Below are 16,364 nucleotides of genomic sequence, written 5' to 3' on the forward strand. Positions count from 1 at the left end.
CTACACCAACGCAGCCGCCCGGATCTTTCATTTGATGGCATCAAAAGGCATCCTGGCCCGCACACAGGCCTGGCGCAGCAGGTAATCCACAAAAAAAACTCAAGAACCCGCCGGTCACATATCTCCGGCGGTTTCCTTCTCCCCAAGAACCCGCTCCGCAAAGTCCATAAACGCCCGTATGATCTTGACATCGCGACGCTGGGAAAGTGAGATCATGCTTTCACCCATTTGCAATTTCACACCCTTCAATTTGATTTGCCGCAGTCGATCATCGTGCCCATATTCCGCCTGAGATACAAAACCGATACCTGCACCCGAGGCAACAAGTTCGCGAACGGCTTCTCGGCCTTCAGCTACAATCGCCGGGTTTAACCTGATACCTTGTTTCTCGGCTGCTTCTTCCAGTTTCTCGCGTGTTTTTGACCCGTGCTCTCTGAAAATCAGGGGCAACTCGGCCAGCTCCTTCAGGGTCAGGGTGGGTTTTGATGCCAAAAGCACGCCCTGGCCAGCAAAGGCCACGATTTCAGTGGACCCCAAATTCAATACGTCCATGTCCTTGCCGGGAGACAGGCTGCCAACAACACCGATCTCTGCATTGTAAGACCGAAGCTCTTCCAGGATTTCTTCGGTGTTGCCGGATCGCACAGTGATCGTGATTTTAGGGTATTTCTTTTGGAACGGCGCCAGAAAAGATGTCATGTGATGCGCTGAATCGGCAATGATCCTTAATTCTCCATCGATCGCGGCTTTGGTTTCAGAGAGGTAATCCTCAATCTGATCTTCGATCTCGAAATACTGTTTGGTGAATCGGTAAAGCTGTTCGCCTTCGGGCGTCAGGTTCACGCGTTTTCGCTCACGCTGGAACAACAACAGGTCGTGATCCTGTTCCAGTTTTCGGACCTGCTCGGAAATCGCTGGCTGGGTCAGATACAAAGCCTCTGCCGCACGGGAAAATCCCCCATGTTTGGCCACGTAATGAAAGGCTTTCAACTGGCTGTGTCGCATTACAGTTCCCTGAAGATGTATGCATAGGCTGCGCCTATGATTAGATTGATAATTGCAATTTCACATATAGCAAGCGTTGCTGCAATTGTGTTCCTGAAAACGCTGTTCTGGAGCCTGGTAATGACGCCATCCAAACCAAAATTAGAGCAACCGCGCCTTGGTGAACCCTACCTTTTGACGCCCGGTCCTTTGACAACGTCCTACGCGGTCAAAGAGGCAATGTTACGTGACTGGGGTAGCTGGGACGATGATTTCCGCGCCATGACGCGGGAGGTGCGGTCAAGCCTGCTGAACCTGCTTGGCGAGGGTGCCGACGCGTTCGATTGCGTACCGATGCAAGGCAGCGGATCGTTTTCCGTCGAGGCGATGCTGGCATCCTTTATTCCGCGAGACGGAAAGGCGTTGGTATTGGCAAATGGTGCCTACGGGCAGCGTTCAGCACAAACGTTGCAGTACCTGGGTCGTGATCATGTTGTGTTGGACAAAGGCGATTACCTGCCGCCGAGGGGTGATGAGGTTGCGCGCATTCTCGCGGATGACCCGGACATCACGCATGTCGTCGCCATTCACTGCGAAACCAGCTCGGGCATTCTGAACCCGGTCGAAGAGATTTCGGAGGTCACATATGCCGCCGGGCGCAAGCTCTTGATTGACTCGATGTCCGCCTTTGGAGCGATTGAGCTCAAACCAACTGAAATTCGTTACGAGGCCATGGTGTCTTCGGCGAACAAATGCATCGAGGGCGTTCCGGGTTTCGGGTTCATCGTGGCGCGCAAGACCGAGCTGGAAGCCGCAAAAGGCAACAGTCATTCGCTGTCTCTGGATGTGTATGCGCAGTGGGCGCATATGAACAAAACGGGACAGTGGCGGTTTACCCCGCCGACGCATGTGGTTGCGGCCTTCATCGAGGCACTTCGGGCGCACACTGCCGAAGGCGGTGTTGCAGGTCGAGGCGCCCGCTATACCCGCAACCGGGACGTCATGGTCGCGGGCATGCGGGAACTGGGTTTCGAAACACTGCTGGATAATCGTTGGTTGAGCCCGATCATCGTTACCTTCTTCTGCCCGGCTGATGAGAATTTCGTTTTTGATCAGTTCTATAACCGGATGAAAGAAAAAGGGTTCATTATCTACCCGGGCAAGCTGACTGTCGTCGACAGTTTCCGCGTCGGTTGCATCGGCCAGATGGACGAAGATGTCATGCGTAAAGTTGTGATCGCTGCAAAAGAATCTCTGGAAGAAATGGGCGTGACAAGCGCTGCGCCTCCTCTCCGGGCACTGGAAGAACGCGCCAAGTTGGCCGCATAAAAATCAAGGAAAACACAGATGACCATTCAAACCCCTGTCGAAGCAAATGAGCGCGTCTACCCAACGCCGAAGGTGCCCGCAATTGCCATCTGCCTTGATGGATGTGAACCTGAATACCTCGACGTGGCGATTGCGAAAGGGCTGATGCCCAACCTCAAACGGATGCGGGAGGAAGGTACAGACCGTCTGGCGCATTCTGTTATTCCGTCGTTCACCAACCCCAACAATCTTTCGATTGCCACCGGGCGTCCGCCGATCGTGCATGGAATCTGCGGCAACTACCTTATTGATCCCGACACCGGTGAAGAGGTTATGATGAACGATGTCCGCTTCCTGCGCGCGCCGACCATCTTCTCACAGTTCTATGATGCAGGTTTCCGCGTGGCGATGGTAACCGCCAAGGACAAGCTTCGCGCGCTGCTTGGTGCCGGGCTGAAGTTTGACGAGGGCAGGGCGGTTGCATTCTCTTCTGAGCGTTCGGGCGAAACAACGCTTGAGGAACATGGCATCGACAACGCCAGCAAGTGGCTGGGCATGGATGTGCCCGAGGTTTACTCGGCCGAGCTGTCGGAATTCGTTTTTGCTGCTGGCGTCAAGCTGCTGAAAGAGTTCAAGCCCGACGTCATGTATTTGTCGACTACCGACTATATCCAGCACAAGTTTGCACCCGATCAAAAGGGCGCACTTGATTTCTACGCCATGTTCGACCGCTATCTGGGCGAGTTGGACGCATTGGGGGCCGCCATCGTGGTGACGGCTGATCACGGCATGAAGCCTAAGCACCTGGCAGATGGATCCCCTTCGGTCGTCTATGTGCAGGACCTGATGGACGAATGGCTGGGCAAGGACGCGGCACGGGTCATCCTTCCGATCACTGACCCCTATGTCGTGCATCATGGTGCACTGGGTTCGTTCGCGACCGCTTATCTGCCGGATGGCGCGGATCAGAGTGACATCATTGCCAAACTCAAGGCGACCGACGGTATCACCCATGTGCTGACCAAGGCTCAGGCCATTGAACGGTTCGAATTGCCCGGTGATCGGATTGGCGACATTGTGATGGTTTCTGGCGAAAACATTTGCATCGGAACGTCCGAGCATCGCCACGATCTGGCAGCGCTCAAAGAGCCCCTGCGCAGCCATGGTGGTTTGACGGAACAAGAAGTTCCCTTCATCGTGAACCGTGTCATCGACCTGCCAAACCAACCCGTGCTGCGCAACTTTGATGCCTTTTTCTACGCAACTACAGCGGCGGCACAGTAAGCCATGAAAGACCAGACCATGTCGAAAATCGAAGTTCGTAACGAAGGAATGCGGATCGGTGGCGAGATCGTCTTTACCGAGAAAACCATTCCTGTTCTTTACCCGTACACCAACGAGGTCGTGGGCCATGTTCCCGCTGGCACCGCAGAACACGCACGCAGGGCTTTCGAAATCGCGGCGAATTACAAACCTAAACTGACCCGGTACGAGCGCAGCCAGATTTTGCAGCGCGCAGGCGAGCTGATCGGCGAGAAACGCGATTACCTTGCAAAATGGCTGACGTTGGAGCTGGGCATCTGCCACCAGCATGCGATCTACGAAACCAAACGCGCACAGGATGTTTATCAGTTTGCGGCGGCTGAGGCACTAAAGGACGATGGCGAGATCTTTTCCTGCGATCTGACCCACAATGGCAAAGCCCGCAAGATTTTCACCACCCGAGAGCCGGTGAAATCAATCAGTGCGATCACTCCGTTCAATCACCCTTTGAATATGGTCAGCCACAAAATCGCGCCATCGATTGCGACCAACAATTGCATGGTTTGCAAACCTACCGAACTGACGCCGCTGACTGCGCTGACATTGGCCGACATACTTTATGAAGCAGGCCTGCCGCACGAGATGTTCCAGGTGGTGACCGGCTGGCCGGCTGACATTGGCGATGAGATGATCACCAATGAACATATCGACATCATTACCTTCACCGGGGGTGTGCCGGTGGGCAAGTTGATCGCTGAGAAAGGCGTCTACAAGCGGCAGGCGCTGGAACTTGGGGGTAACGATCCTCTGATCGTTCTGAATGACCTCAGCGATGCGGATTTGGACAAAGCTGCAACAATCGCAGTGGCGGGGGCGACCGGAAACTCCGGTCAGCGGTGTACGGCAGTCAAGCGCATCCTCGTGCAGGAAAGTGTGGCCGACAAATTTGTGCCGCTGGTTCTGGAGAAGGCCAAGAAGATCAAATTCGGCGATCCGCAAGACCCCGAAACCGAGCTGGGGTGTGTGATCCACGACAAAGCCGCGGAGATATTCGAGAACCGCGTTCTGCAGGCTGAGAAAGAGGGTGCAGAAATCTTGTATCACCCGGGCCGTCAGGGCGCATTGCTGCCGCCTATCGTTGTCGACAAGGTTCCCCATGACAGCGAGCTGGTGATGGAAGAAACTTTCGGTCCTATCGTGCCGATCGTGCGCGTACCAGACAACGACGAAGAGGTGATGGCGATCTCGAATTCGACCGAGTTCGGCCTGTCTTCTGGGGTCTGCACCAATGACCTGAACAGGGCCATCGCCTTTATCAACGGGTTGAATGTCGGCACCTGCAACATCTGGGAACAGCCGGGTTACCGCATTGAAATGTCACCCTTTGGCGGCATCAAGGACAGCGGAAACGGCGTGAAGGAGGGTGTTATCGAGGCGATGAAGTTTTTCACCAACGTCAAAACCTATTCGCTGCCCTGGCCCAACTAAACCTTGCGCCCTTTCCCCACAGACGGGAAGGGCGCCTCATATCCTCCCTGATACTGGCGGGCCTTTTGGGGCCCGCATCTTTTGATGACAGAAATGAGGAGCGGACATGCCACAGATTGTCCACACGGAAGGGGAATCAAACACATCCGAAGCGCGCAAGGCATGGTTGCGAAAGTCCATGGGACCGAAGTCGGCACCTCTGCTCAAACGCGATGCGGATGTGTTTCTGCATCAATCTCTGTCATCACCCTGCGTCAGCACTATTGCAAAGGCCGAGGGGATCTGGATCGAGGATATGGAGGGTCGCCGGTACATGGATTTCCATGGCAACTCGGTGCACCACATAGGCTATGGGCACCCGCGTCTGATAGCCGCCATCAAAGCGCAGCTTGATGATCTTCCTTTTGCACCCCGCCGCTTTACCAATGACCCGGCAGTGGATTTGGCAGAAAAACTGGCAGATATCGTGCCTGGCGATCTGGGGAAGATGCTCTTTACCACTGGCGGCTCTGACGCCAACGAGGTTGCCCTCAAAATCGCGCGTGCCGCGACCGGTCGGTTCAAAACAATCAGCTTCTGGGATGCCTTCCACGGTGCGGGCTTCGGCGCCGCAAGCGTCGGTGGCGAGGCGACGTTCCGCAGTCATATCGCGGGCCCCCTCTTGTCGGGGACTGAACATGTCGCGCCTTTCGCCTGCTACCGGTGCCCATACAATCACGCGGGACCGGAAACCTGCGGGTTGGCCTGCGCGAAAATGGTCGAATATGTTCTGGAGCGTGAAGGAGATGTGGCGGCGGTCATAGCCGAACCCATGCGTGCGGTGCCCTATGTGCCACCGCCGGGGTTTTGGAAATCCGTGCGCGAGGCGTGCAATCGTCACGGCGCGCTTTTGATCATGGATGAAATCCCGACCGGCCTTGGCAAAACCGGCAGGATGTTCGCCTTTGAACATGACGAGATCATTCCCGACATTGTGACGCTTGGAAAAGCGCTTGGCGGTGGTATCCTGCCCATTGCCGCATGTGTTACTCGCAAACAATTGGATGTTTGCGGGGATTTTGCCATTGGTCATTACACACACGAAAAGAACCCGGTCACCGCGCGGGCCGCTTTGACAACACTTCAGATCATCGAAGATGAGGGGTTGGTTCATCGGTCGGCCATGCTGGGTGAGCACGCAATTGGTCGTCTGATGGACGAACTTCAGAACGTACCCACCGTCGGAGACATCCGGGGAAGGGGTTTGATGTTCGGGGTCGAAATCGTTGATGATCGCGTTGAAAAGATACCGGGCAATGCGCGTGCCGAACGGATTTACTACGCCTGTCTGGAGGCCGGATTGAGCTATAAGATCAGTCAGGGATGCGTTCTGACACTGTCGCCGCCGCTGACCATCTCGCAATCGGATCTGGACCACGCAATCGACATTGTGATCGCTGCTATCAAGGCCGAGAGTTGACACGTCGGATCAGTCAAAACTCGCCAGTTCGTAAAAAGAGGCTGGCCGAGACAGCGACGAAGACCCCAAAGTGCGACGTAAGACAACGAGTCCGATGGCGCACGGCGTACAATAGAATTTGGATTTGGCCCATGGCGTTGTAATATCCAACTGCACTCAGGCTTAAAACGCTGACGAAAGTAACGGGAAAGGCAAAATCTTCAATTCGGCCTCTGGTACAAATGAGACTGAACAAACTGACGGGATTACAGGAACTCAAAATCAACAGAGCGGAGTCTTTCATGGTATCGAATGTAGTTCAGAAGCTGAAAGACCTTTTGTTGCTGTGCTCTACAGATCGCAGTCCGTGGTCTTTGCAAAAAACTGAGAAACAAGATGCCGTTCAGCAGGCGACTACTTTTTACCTGCCATAGGATATTCAATCTCCCTTTGCCGCGAGATCCTTGAATACAGATTTCACCAACTTGCCCCTGCCTTCACCCATTCAGCTTCTTTGACAGAACTGGGAGCGCAGAAGTTCAGTTGGCGATCAAACGGTTCGCTAAGTTCTATGACCTGCCGCCACGACGCTTGTCGGGAACGCGAATTGAAAATGTAGCATCTGACTCTGCAGGGGCAGTGCCTTCGAGCTGTACGGGTGTTCAGCGCAAACCCGCCACCGAGTTACCAAGGTGGCGGGTCAGGTTATCGTTGCGACATTTCTTTTGGATCAGAGCTTAATGCGGAAGGCTGCGAAACCGTCGGCGCCTTCCCCGGCGTCCTCGATTGCCACACCTTTGACGTCGCCCATATAGTCGCGGGCTTTTGGACCCGTCTCGAACAACACCGTGGTGTCCGCCAGCGGCGAAAACGACCAATTGGCATCCGCTTTGGGATCGATTGTGCCCTGTTCGACAATGTAGCGCACAATGACGTCGCGGTTGGTGTCCGGTGCTTCGAACACGATCGTGTCGCCCATTGCGCCCGGGAACGCGCCACCACCGGATGCACGGTAATTGTTGGTGGCAATGATGAACTCCATGTCATCCGTAACAGGCGCGCCATTGAAGGCAAGGTTCACGATCCGTGCTGCGTCGGGGTTCACCTCTTCGCCCTTTGGTCCAAAGCGCGACGGTTGCGACAGGTCGATCTGATAGGTCACACCGTCCATCACGTCGAAATTGTACGATGGGAACTCGGGGTTCAGAAGGATCGCATCCTTGGACCCAGCTTCGACCTGATTGAACATACCGGCCGAGCGTTCCAGCCAGCCACGCACCTGCGCCCCGTTCACGCGAACAGCGCGGACCGTGTTTGGATAGAGGTACAGATCGGCCACGTTCTTGATGGCAACGTCCCCGACCGGGACATCGGTGTAATACTCCGGACCCCCTCGGCCACCAGCCTTGAACGGTGCTGCCGCAGACAGGATTGGCAGCCCTTCATGCTCGGTGCCTTTCAGCATGTCTTCGACATACCATTTCTGCGCGATTGAGACGATCTGCACAGACGGATCATCCGCGACCAACGCAAAATAGCTGTGCAGCGGGGCCGAGGTCTTGCCGACCGCGCGCCGAACATAGGCCAGCGTTTCGTCATGAGCTTTCGCAACCGATTCCAGAACCTTCTGATCATCTTCGACCAGAGCGGTGATTGATCGATCTTCGTTACGTTTGGAAATCGGTCGCGCCTCGGAAGTTGTGGTAACGACGCGCCATTCATTGCCGTCCCGTTCCAAAAGCAGGTCCAGCAGGCCAAGATGCGACCCCCAGAAACCGCCCATGACGGCAGGTTTGCCCATCAGCGTGCCTTTTTCCACGTCGATCCCGGGGCGGTCAGCAAATGTCGGTGACGGGAAAACCAGGTGATTGTGGCCGGTGACCAGCGCGTCGATCCCGTCGACCCCTGCCAGAACCACCGATGCGTTTTCCATGCCGTCCTCATGATCGGCCCCCCCGATCCCCGAATGCGACAGGGCGATGATCAGGTCACATCCCTGTTCCTTCATCTCGGGCACATAGGCCTGAGCCGTCTCGACGATATCGCGGGCCTGAACATTGCCCTCCAGGTGCCTGCGGTCCCAGTTCACGATTTGTGGCGGGGTAAAACCGATGACACCGATCCTGATCGGATGTTTGGTGCCGTCGCCCATCTCGATTTCACGGTCGAGAATGGCATAGGCCTGAACAAGGGTCTTGTCGTCACGCGGGTTTGCACCTTTTTCCTTGGCGACGTTTGCCAGAACAACAGGGAACTCGGCACCGGCCAAAGCCTTGTCCAAGAACTCCAGACCGTAGTTGAACTCGTGATTGCCCAGCGTCGCGGCATCATACCCGACCGTATTGAAGGCCGTGATGATGGGATGGCTGTCGCCGTCCTTCATGCCGCGCTCGTAAGCGATGTAGTCGCCCATCGGATTGCCTTGCAGAAAATCGCCGTTGTCCACCAAGATCGAGTTTGTCGCCTCAGATCGGACTTCGTTGATGATCGAAGCTGTGCGGGACAGGCCCACCGTGTCGCGGGGTTTGTCCGCATAATAATCATAAGGAAACACATGGACATGGATATCGGTGGTTTCCATGATGCGCAGATGCGCCTGACTATTGGCCGCCGCCACCGAAAACGGGTGCAGGGTAATTGCCGCCGCACCAGCGGTTGTCGTGGCAAGGAAGCGGCGTCGCGAAATTGAAGAACGGCTTGAGAAAGACATGGGTCACCTTTCAGGTTTGTGGTCAACGCGTCTTTTTGCCTGTAATTCGCAACATCCATATGAAACCGGTTGCCAGCGCTTTAGACGCGTCATGTGTAGGCGCAATGCTAGGTACAATAGCCCAACTTCCTGTACTTGATAAGACATGGTAGAAGGGGAACCCGTGCCCTGCGATTGCCAAGACAATGCCTCACAATCAGTGCTTTGCGACATATCCAACCCGCATCATGTTGGCTGCCATTCACTGACCCCAACCGTGTGGCTGGGACAGCCCGGTTATCGACGTCCCGCCCCCAGGACAATGAGCTCTTTCGGGAAACTGGTCAGTGATAGGCATCCGTCTTCTGTGACCAAGACGTCATCTTCAATACGGACACCGAAATTGCCTAGGTCATACAGACCCGGTTCGTTGGTCCAGACCATGCCTGCGCGCATTACCTGGTTGTTTCCGCGCATGATATATGGAGCCTCGTGCACATCCCGACCCAATCCGTGGCCTGTCTTGGTGCGGATGCGATTGGCGAAAGGGGATGCTTCAAGAACGCCGATGACAGCATCATCGATATCATGGGCCGTCACACCGGGGCGACACACGTTCAGACCCATCTGATTTGCTCGCAATACAGTTTCGTAGACAGCCTTGCCCTCATCTGAGACTTCGCCAACGAAAAAGGTTCGCGTGATATCCGCGACAAATCCATCCTTGCGCGCGCCAAAGTCAAAGAGCAGCGCATCGCCGGTTTGAATCCGATAATCCATACGCGCTTTCCCATGTGGTCGGGCCGAGTTGTCGGCAGCGACCACAATCGGTGTAAAGGCCAGTGAATCGGCGCCTTCGGCAAACATTGCCTGGATCAAATCCTGTTCGATCTGTTTCTCGGTCTGACCTGCGTGTACCGTTCCGATAACCCGCTCAAGCGCACGTTCCGAGATGGTGATCGCAGCTTGCATGGAGGCCACATCCTTGCTGGACTTGATCAGTCGCAGGTTCGAGATTTGGTGTTCCGCATCAGTTATTTGTAACCCAGGCATAGCTTCGGTCAGCGCGTCAGAGACAAAAACACGCATGACCTGCCCTTCAACTGCAAGGGACGCGATGCTCAGGTGGTTCGCCAAAGCGGTGAAAGCCCCTTTGTAACCCGCCTCATCCCGCCAATCGAATACCGCTCCTTCGAACCTTAATTGATCCCACGAGCCAAGTTCCAGATTTGGAACAACGGCAGCGGGTTCTCCTGATGCGGGGATCACAACCACGATGGGGCGTTCGTTGGTCATGAAAGACTTGCCCATGGCTCGGTCGAAATTCGGACCCGGCACCAATGCCACGGCATCGACAGAGATTTCACGGGCCAACCGGCTATATTCTGATAAATCTGGCATCCTTACCAACCCTTATTGTGACCAAAACCACCCGTTTCGGCGATCTCGGCAGATCTTATTATTCTTACGCCACACGCGAACCGTCATTGGTTTGGTATTCTGACAGTTGGAAACGTTGCCATTCGTTTCGCCGCACAGCAGTATACAGCCCGGCCAATAGTTCGTTTCGTGTTTCAGATTGCAGTCGTCACTTTTGTCAGCCACCCCTTTGCAGGCTCACTCAATCGCGGTGAAAGCATCTGTCTGATTTGACGATGATATTGATTTAACCAGTGCCGTTCGGCCTGAGTCAGGTTTTCAACAATCAGCATGTCAGTCTGAATTGGCACAAAAGTCATATTGCGGAAGGCGAGGAAACCGTTGTCTTCTGTGACGACCTCAAAGACATTTTCTATGCGGATGCCGAAGCTGGCGGCTTTGTAAAACCCCGGTTCAATCGACATGACCATGCCCGGTTCCAGATCAATCGGGTTATAGGGTTTTCCTATTCTCTGCGGGTGTTCGTGCACTGACAGTCGATGGCCGATGCCGTGACCGGTCCCATGGTCATAGTCCAGCCCGAGGTCCCACAACGGGCGACGACAGATCCCGTCGATATGGTGTCCTTGGGTACCAGGTGGGAACCGTAAGGTGGCCAAGGCATAGAAGGCCTTGAAGACTGCCGTGTATGCCTCATCATACCCTTCCGGTCGTGATCCAAAAGCGTAGCACCGGGTGGTGTCGGTTGTGCCAGTCTCGTATTGTCCGCCGCTGTCCATAAGATAGGTTTGATCCGGTCGGATAGGATCATTCCGATCCGCGGTTGCGCTATAGTGGCACATCGCCGCGTTCACGCCTGCTGCTGAGATCGCGTGAAAACTGTCATCAAGGAAACCTTGTTGTGCGCAACGCAGCGCCCTCAGTTTTTGCTCTGCTTCACGCTCGGTCAGGGGGTCACTACTTTCGGCGCGAACGGGAACGGTGTTTGCAAGCCAGGCCCCAAATTCTGCCCACGCAATTCCGTCGATGAAATGGCAGGTTCGAAGACCCTCCAGTTCTATCGTGTTTTTCAATGCCTTAGTCAGGGTAATCACACTGCGTTCAGAACCAAGCTTCGCGCCGGCTTCTTCAATGGTTTGCCTTACCGCGACAGGTGAGAAATCCGGATCAGCCAAAACAAACTGACCTGGCTGAAAGCTGGCCTTGAGCGTGGGTAAAAACTCAGCCTGAGGAACTATCTGAAGATTAGAAGGCAGTGCCCCCTCTACGAAATCATCCAGCTTTTTCGGATCGACAAACCAAACCAGCGCCCCATCGCGATGTGCGAGAAGAAAGGAATTAACTACCGGATTATAGTTAACATCCGCCCCGCGGATGTTCAGTAACCAGGCGATATTGTCAGGTTGTGTTTCGACGACAAAGTCGGCCTGTCGCTCAACCAGATAGTTTGCCAGACTAGTGCATTTTTCAGCACAGTTTTTCCCGGCAATTTGCGACGGTAAAACTGTCACACGACCGCAGGGTGGTGCTGGTTGATCTGTCCAAACCGCGTCGACTGGATTGACTTGTTGCGGCACCATCGTTGCGCCTACTTCCTTGCAAGCTGCGTCAAACCGGTCAAACCACGACGGGGGTATGTGCATCGGGTCAAATCCGAGCCGCCAACCAATACGCATTTCTTTTCTCAGCCACTTTTCGGGCGTCTCGCCATGAAGGTGGTGATGAGAGAACAACGCGCCTTTGCACTCTTGCGCAGCCTGCAAGCTGTATCGACCATCGACAAAAAGAGCGACGATCTCGGGTGTTACAAAAGCAAGTCCGGCAGATCCGGTGAACCCGGTCAGATACGCCAGACGTTCGTCATGCGGTGCGACGTATTCACCTTGATGAGCATCAAATCGCGGTAGTACAAAGGCATCCAGGTCCTGCACAATCAGTTGGTCACGGAACAGCGAAATTCTCTCGCTCGGACATAAGTGAAACCTATCCAGCATTTGCTTTGATCTCTTCCGCGTGGTGGCAGGCGACTTCTCCAAAACCCCCAAATTGTCTGAGTGCGGGAACGTCGCGCTGACACAGGCTTGTGGCAAAGCGGCAGCGCACGTGGAACGGGCATCCGGGCGGTACGTTCATAGGTGATGGCAATTCACCTTCCAGTCGAATGACGTTCCCCTTGTCATCCGGATCAAGCGAAGGCGCGGCGCTGAGCAGAGCTTGGGAGTAAGGATGTGAGGGATCGGAGAACAAGGTTTCACTGTCGCCGATCTCCACAATCCGGCCCAGATAAATCACAGCCACCCGGTTCGAGACGTGACGTACAAGTCGCAAGTCGTGTGCGACGAACAGAATTGTGAGGTTCAGTTTGTCCTGCAATTCAAGCAGAAGATTGACCACTTGTGCCTGTACTGAAACGTCCAGCGCGGAAACCAGTTCGTCGGCAATCAAAACTTCCGGCTCGACTGCCAGTGCGCGAGCGATCGCAATTCGTTGCCTCTGGCCCCCCGAAAACTCGTGCGGTAATTTGTTTGCGGCGTCCTGTGGCAGGCATACCAGATCCAACAGTTCCATAACACGCGAGGGGATTTCACTCTCGGGGCGCATCTTGTGAACACTAAGAGCCTCGGACAGAATCTGACCAGTCGTCATGCGGGGGTTCAGGGACGAATAAGGATCCTGAAACATCATCTGAACGCGACGATTATAATCGCGCTCGTTACGATATTTCGGGTCAAAGATATCTTTTCCAGTGAAACGGATACTGCCGGTCTGAGGCTGGTGGAGCCTAACTATGCAACGTGCAAGTGTGGACTTACCGCAGCCGGACTCACCGACAACTCCCAGTGTTTCTCCTCGCTTGAGCTCGAGGCTAACACCGTTCAGCGCGTTGACAACCCGCCCGGGTCGCTGGCTGATCAGGTCAAGAACCGACCGTGACAAATGAAATTGAAGACCCACATCATTTATCTCCATGACCGTATCTGTCATGCGACGTCTCCCTGAGCTGCGGGCACATGATTGAAGCACGCCACATGACGGCCTTCGGATATCGCCGACAAAGGCGGACGCGCGTTCAGGCACGCGTCGATGGTGCTCTGACACCTTGGGGCAAAGGCGCATCCGACCGGCAACTTCTCAAGACTCGGAGGCGTGCCCGGCACCGAATAGAGTGGTGTACGCGGCGGCACATTCTGAGGGACAGACCGCATCAGCCCTACGGTATAAGGGTGGCGTGGTGCATTCAAAACCTGACGCACAGCCCCCTGTTCAACCACCCGCCCGGCATACATGACCGCCAAGGATTCACAGGTCTGAGCGACCACACCTAAATCATGCGTGACAAGAACCACGCCCATTTGAAGCTCATCGGCCAAGGACAGGATCAGATCAAGAATCTGTGCCTGAATTGTTACGTCCAATGCGGTGGTTGGTTCATCGGCAAGCAACAGTTTCGGATTTGCTGCCAGAGCAATCGCGATCATAACGCGCTGCCGCATACCACCAGAAAACTGATGTGGGTATTCGTCCAAACGTGACGCAGCAGATGGAATCCCTACATGATCCAGCATCTCAACCGCCCGATCACGGCGCGCTGCGCGACTGAGGTCGGTATGCGCTTTCAACGTCTCGGTCAGCTGCATGCCAACCGTCAACAACGGGTTAAGCGATGTCATCGGCTCTTGAAAGATCATCGCAATTTCGCCACCGCGAATGCGCCTCAGTTTTCGTTCGGAAAGCGAAACAAGGTTTTGCCCCTGCCAATTCACGACTCCTGTGACTTCACCATAGCGCCGCGACAGTCCCAGAACCGAACGCAAAGTGACACTCTTGCCAGAACCGCTTTCACCGACCAATCCCAGCACTTCGCCACGTCGAACGGAAAAACTTACGTCTCGCACAGCTGGCAGAGGGGTCCCTTCCTTCCAGAAGGTTGTACTCAGGTTTTTGACTTCGAGGATAGGTTGCTGATTGCCTGTCATTGTCAACTCCTTACCCACGTGGCCTGAGCAGGTCTGCTAACCCATCGCCAACAAGGGAAAATCCAAGACCTGTGATAACGATCGCGATGCCGGGCATCAGGCTCAACCACCAGGCCGTTGTGATAAAATTGCGTCCTTCCGCGATCAGGACACCCCATTCCGCCTGCGGTGGCTGTGCGCCAAGACCCAGATAACCCAGCGACGAACCCAGCAGAATTGCCAGTGCCATGTCCGTCATCCAGTAAACGATAACCGGCGTGATCGCGTTCGGCAGAAGGTGGCGAAAGATAATGCGCCTGTCAGAGTATCCCATGACGATGCCAGCAGCAGCATAGTCGTTTCCCATCTGCGCGATGACCTCGGCCCGCATTAACCGGGCATAGTAGACCCAACCAACAACCGTTATCGCAATGTACATATTGACCAAACCCGGCCCAAGCACGGCGACGACCGCGATAACAAGAACCAGAAATGGGAACGTGATGATCGCGTCTACAACACGCCCGAAGATCATATCGGCAATTCCGCGGTAGTAGCCGACAAGCGCGCCAATCACGACGCCAATGATCAGGGCAAAGACTGTGGCAAGGACAGCCATCTGCATGTTTACCGAATAGGCTGAAATAACGCGGCTCAGACTGTCGCGCCCCAGCAGGTCGGTGCCGAAGGGATGGGCCCAGCTTGGTGGCTGGCGAACCGCGTTATAATCAATGAAATTGGGATCATAGGGGGCGAAAGCATTTGGCATGATCGCAAGCAAAGTCGACATTCCAATGATGCAAAGGCCTATTATGAAACCCGGTTTTCGTAGCGCCGCTGGCATGCGCGTCCTTGGCGGCTCACCCGCCCCAACAGGAGAAGTGGCAGTGTTGGTCATGTCAATCGCATCCTCGGGTCCAACGAGCTTTGAAACAGGTCCGTAAGCAGGAATACGACCGAGACCAGAACGGCAAAGGTCAACGTCAATCCCTGGATAAGCGGGTAGTCGCGCGCGAAAATCGCCTCAAGCATCAAGCGTCCGACACCAGGCACGGCAAAAACTGTTTCGGTAACCAGTGTTCCGCTCATGAGGTTGCCGATGGACAGACCCAAAAGTGTAACGGTCGAAATCAGCGCGTTACGCAGCACATGGCGTCCCAAAATCAGCCTGTCAGGCAAACCCTTGGCTCGGGCAAACTGAACGTATTCAGCATCCAGAACCTCGATGATTGCAGCACGCAGATTTCGCATGATGATCGCCGACGTATATAACGCCACCGCTACGGCAGGCAGGAACAGATGATATAGCCTGTCGCCAAAGGTGTCGCCGTAGCCGCCGACTGGAAACCACCTGAGCTGTGCGGCAAGAAAGGTTAGCAGAATCAGACCGATGTAAAACACAGGCATCGACAACCCCACCTGGAAAACCGTGCGGATCACTGCGTCGGGCCACCGTCCGCGGTTCAGAGCTGCAACAAACGCCAGTGGTCCTGCAATCAACAAAGACATGAGGACAGCATAGATCGTCAGAAAAGCCGTGGTCGGAAGTCGGTTGATGATGACTTCAGTTACCGGTGCGCGCATCAGGATTGACCGGCCCAAATCGCCTTGCAGCGTATTTGTCAGAAACAGCCAGAACTGTACCAAAAGCGGCTCGTTCAGTCCCAACCGTTCGCGGATAGCATCAAGATCCGCATCCGATGCCCGATCTCCTGCGATGGCGATGGCCGGGTCCCCCGGCAAGAGACGAACCAGAACAAAGATAATGATCATCACGAGGATGAATGTCGGGATCATCAACAGCAAGCGTTTGAACGTGTATTGAAGGGTTGCCATCAAGGCCTCCGTCAAAAGAACC

At 54.9% G+C, this 16,364-nt stretch carries 12 protein-coding genes; 4 read left to right on the forward strand and 8 right to left on the reverse strand.

The window, feature by feature from the left end:
- Positions 1–114 precede the first annotated feature (114 nt).
- Complete coding sequence (locus ACR0DS_RS17595) at positions 115–1,005, reverse strand: LysR substrate-binding domain-containing protein (RefSeq protein ID WP_480520907.1); 891 nt, start codon at positions 1,003–1,005, stop codon at positions 115–117.
- Between the two features lie 120 nt (positions 1,006–1,125).
- On the opposite strand from ACR0DS_RS17595, the gene ACR0DS_RS17600 reads away from it, so the two are divergent.
- The 4 genes from ACR0DS_RS17600 to pbfA all read left to right on the forward strand — a co-directional run bounded on the left by ACR0DS_RS17600 (position 1,126) and on the right by pbfA (position 6,502).
- On the forward strand, positions 1,126–2,313 hold the full coding sequence (locus tag ACR0DS_RS17600; protein ID WP_480484612.1) for a 2-aminoethylphosphonate--pyruvate transaminase: 1,188 nt from the start codon (positions 1,126–1,128) through the stop codon (positions 2,311–2,313).
- Between the two features lie 18 nt (positions 2,314–2,331).
- Complete coding sequence (gene phnA / locus ACR0DS_RS17605) at positions 2,332–3,576, forward strand: phosphonoacetate hydrolase (RefSeq protein ID WP_267365552.1); 1,245 nt, start codon at positions 2,332–2,334, stop codon at positions 3,574–3,576.
- Between the two features lie 3 nt (positions 3,577–3,579).
- Positions 3,580–5,043: a phosphonoacetaldehyde dehydrogenase gene (gene phnY, locus ACR0DS_RS17610; protein ID WP_480560472.1), complete on the forward strand. Its 1,464-nt coding sequence runs from the start codon at positions 3,580–3,582 to the stop codon at positions 5,041–5,043.
- A 106-nt stretch (positions 5,044–5,149) separates the two neighbouring features.
- Positions 5,150–6,502: a (R)-1-hydroxy-2-aminoethylphosphonate ammonia-lyase gene (gene pbfA, locus ACR0DS_RS17615; protein ID WP_480560470.1), complete on the forward strand. Its 1,353-nt coding sequence runs from the start codon at positions 5,150–5,152 to the stop codon at positions 6,500–6,502.
- Between the two features lie 709 nt (positions 6,503–7,211).
- Here pbfA and ACR0DS_RS17620 read toward each other — a convergent pair.
- The 7 genes from ACR0DS_RS17620 to ACR0DS_RS17650 all read right to left on the reverse strand — a co-directional run bounded on the left by ACR0DS_RS17620 (position 7,212) and on the right by ACR0DS_RS17650 (position 16,342).
- The gene (locus ACR0DS_RS17620) at positions 7,212–9,191 is read right to left on the reverse strand and encodes a bifunctional 2',3'-cyclic-nucleotide 2'-phosphodiesterase/3'-nucleotidase (protein WP_480488779.1); all 1,980 of its coding nucleotides are present in this window, start codon (positions 9,189–9,191) and stop codon (positions 7,212–7,214) included.
- Positions 9,192–9,467: 276 nt separating this feature from the next.
- The gene (locus ACR0DS_RS17625) at positions 9,468–10,571 is read right to left on the reverse strand and encodes a M24 family metallopeptidase (RefSeq protein WP_480484616.1); all 1,104 of its coding nucleotides are present in this window, start codon (positions 10,569–10,571) and stop codon (positions 9,468–9,470) included.
- 173 nt (positions 10,572–10,744) lie between these two features.
- Positions 10,745–12,544 carry an aminopeptidase P family protein gene (locus tag ACR0DS_RS17630; RefSeq protein WP_480484617.1) on the reverse strand — a complete coding sequence of 600 codons (1,800 nt, stop codon included), beginning with the start codon at positions 12,542–12,544 and terminating at the stop codon, positions 10,745–10,747.
- Positions 12,534–13,535: an ABC transporter ATP-binding protein gene (locus tag ACR0DS_RS17635; protein ID WP_480484618.1), complete on the reverse strand. Its 1,002-nt coding sequence runs from the start codon at positions 13,533–13,535 to the stop codon at positions 12,534–12,536. Before ACR0DS_RS17635 ends, ACR0DS_RS17630 begins: the two co-directional genes overlap by 11 nt.
- Positions 13,532–14,527, reverse strand: coding sequence for an ABC transporter ATP-binding protein (locus ACR0DS_RS17640; protein ID WP_480484619.1), 996 nt, complete (start codon positions 14,525–14,527; stop codon positions 13,532–13,534). The genes ACR0DS_RS17635 and ACR0DS_RS17640 overlap by 4 nt, the downstream gene beginning before the upstream one ends.
- A gap of 10 nt (positions 14,528–14,537) precedes the next feature.
- A complete protein-coding gene (locus tag ACR0DS_RS17645) occupies positions 14,538–15,275 on the reverse strand; it encodes an ABC transporter permease (protein WP_480529146.1) in 738 nt (245 codons plus the stop codon).
- Positions 15,276–15,400: 125 nt separating this feature from the next.
- Positions 15,401–16,342: an ABC transporter permease gene (locus tag ACR0DS_RS17650; protein WP_480560468.1), complete on the reverse strand. Its 942-nt coding sequence runs from the start codon at positions 16,340–16,342 to the stop codon at positions 15,401–15,403.
- Between the last annotated feature and the right edge of the window lie 22 nt (positions 16,343–16,364).

It is taken from the genome of Ruegeria sp. AF5 (assembly GCF_056541905.1).

What these genes read in the sequence shown, in the direction of transcription:
- ACR0DS_RS17595 (WP_480520907.1), bottom strand. Translation starts at nt 1,005, where the DNA reads ATGCGACACAGCCAGTTGAAAGCCTTTCATTACGTGGCCAAACATGGG.
- ACR0DS_RS17600 (WP_480484612.1), top strand. Translation starts at nt 1,126, where the DNA reads ATGACGCCATCCAAACCAAAATTAGAGCAACCGCGCCTTGGTGAACCC.
- phnA (WP_267365552.1), top strand. Translation starts at nt 2,332, where the DNA reads ATGACCATTCAAACCCCTGTCGAAGCAAATGAGCGCGTCTACCCAACG.
- phnY (WP_480560472.1), top strand. Translation starts at nt 3,580, where the DNA reads ATGAAAGACCAGACCATGTCGAAAATCGAAGTTCGTAACGAAGGAATG.
- pbfA (WP_480560470.1), top strand. Translation starts at nt 5,150, where the DNA reads ATGCCACAGATTGTCCACACGGAAGGGGAATCAAACACATCCGAAGCG.
- ACR0DS_RS17620 (WP_480488779.1), bottom strand. Translation starts at nt 9,191, where the DNA reads ATGTCTTTCTCAAGCCGTTCTTCAATTTCGCGACGCCGCTTCCTTGCC.
- ACR0DS_RS17625 (WP_480484616.1), bottom strand. Translation starts at nt 10,571, where the DNA reads ATGCCAGATTTATCAGAATATAGCCGGTTGGCCCGTGAAATCTCTGTC.
- ACR0DS_RS17630 (WP_480484617.1), bottom strand. Translation starts at nt 12,544, where the DNA reads ATGCTGGATAGGTTTCACTTATGTCCGAGCGAGAGAATTTCGCTGTTC.
- ACR0DS_RS17635 (WP_480484618.1), bottom strand. Translation starts at nt 13,535, where the DNA reads ATGACAGATACGGTCATGGAGATAAATGATGTGGGTCTTCAATTTCAT.
- ACR0DS_RS17640 (WP_480484619.1), bottom strand. Translation starts at nt 14,527, where the DNA reads ATGACAGGCAATCAGCAACCTATCCTCGAAGTCAAAAACCTGAGTACA.
- ACR0DS_RS17645 (WP_480529146.1), bottom strand. Translation starts at nt 15,275, where the DNA reads ATGCCAAATGCTTTCGCCCCCTATGATCCCAATTTCATTGATTATAAC.
- ACR0DS_RS17650 (WP_480560468.1), bottom strand. Translation starts at nt 16,342, where the DNA reads ATGGCAACCCTTCAATACACGTTCAAACGCTTGCTGTTGATGATCCCG.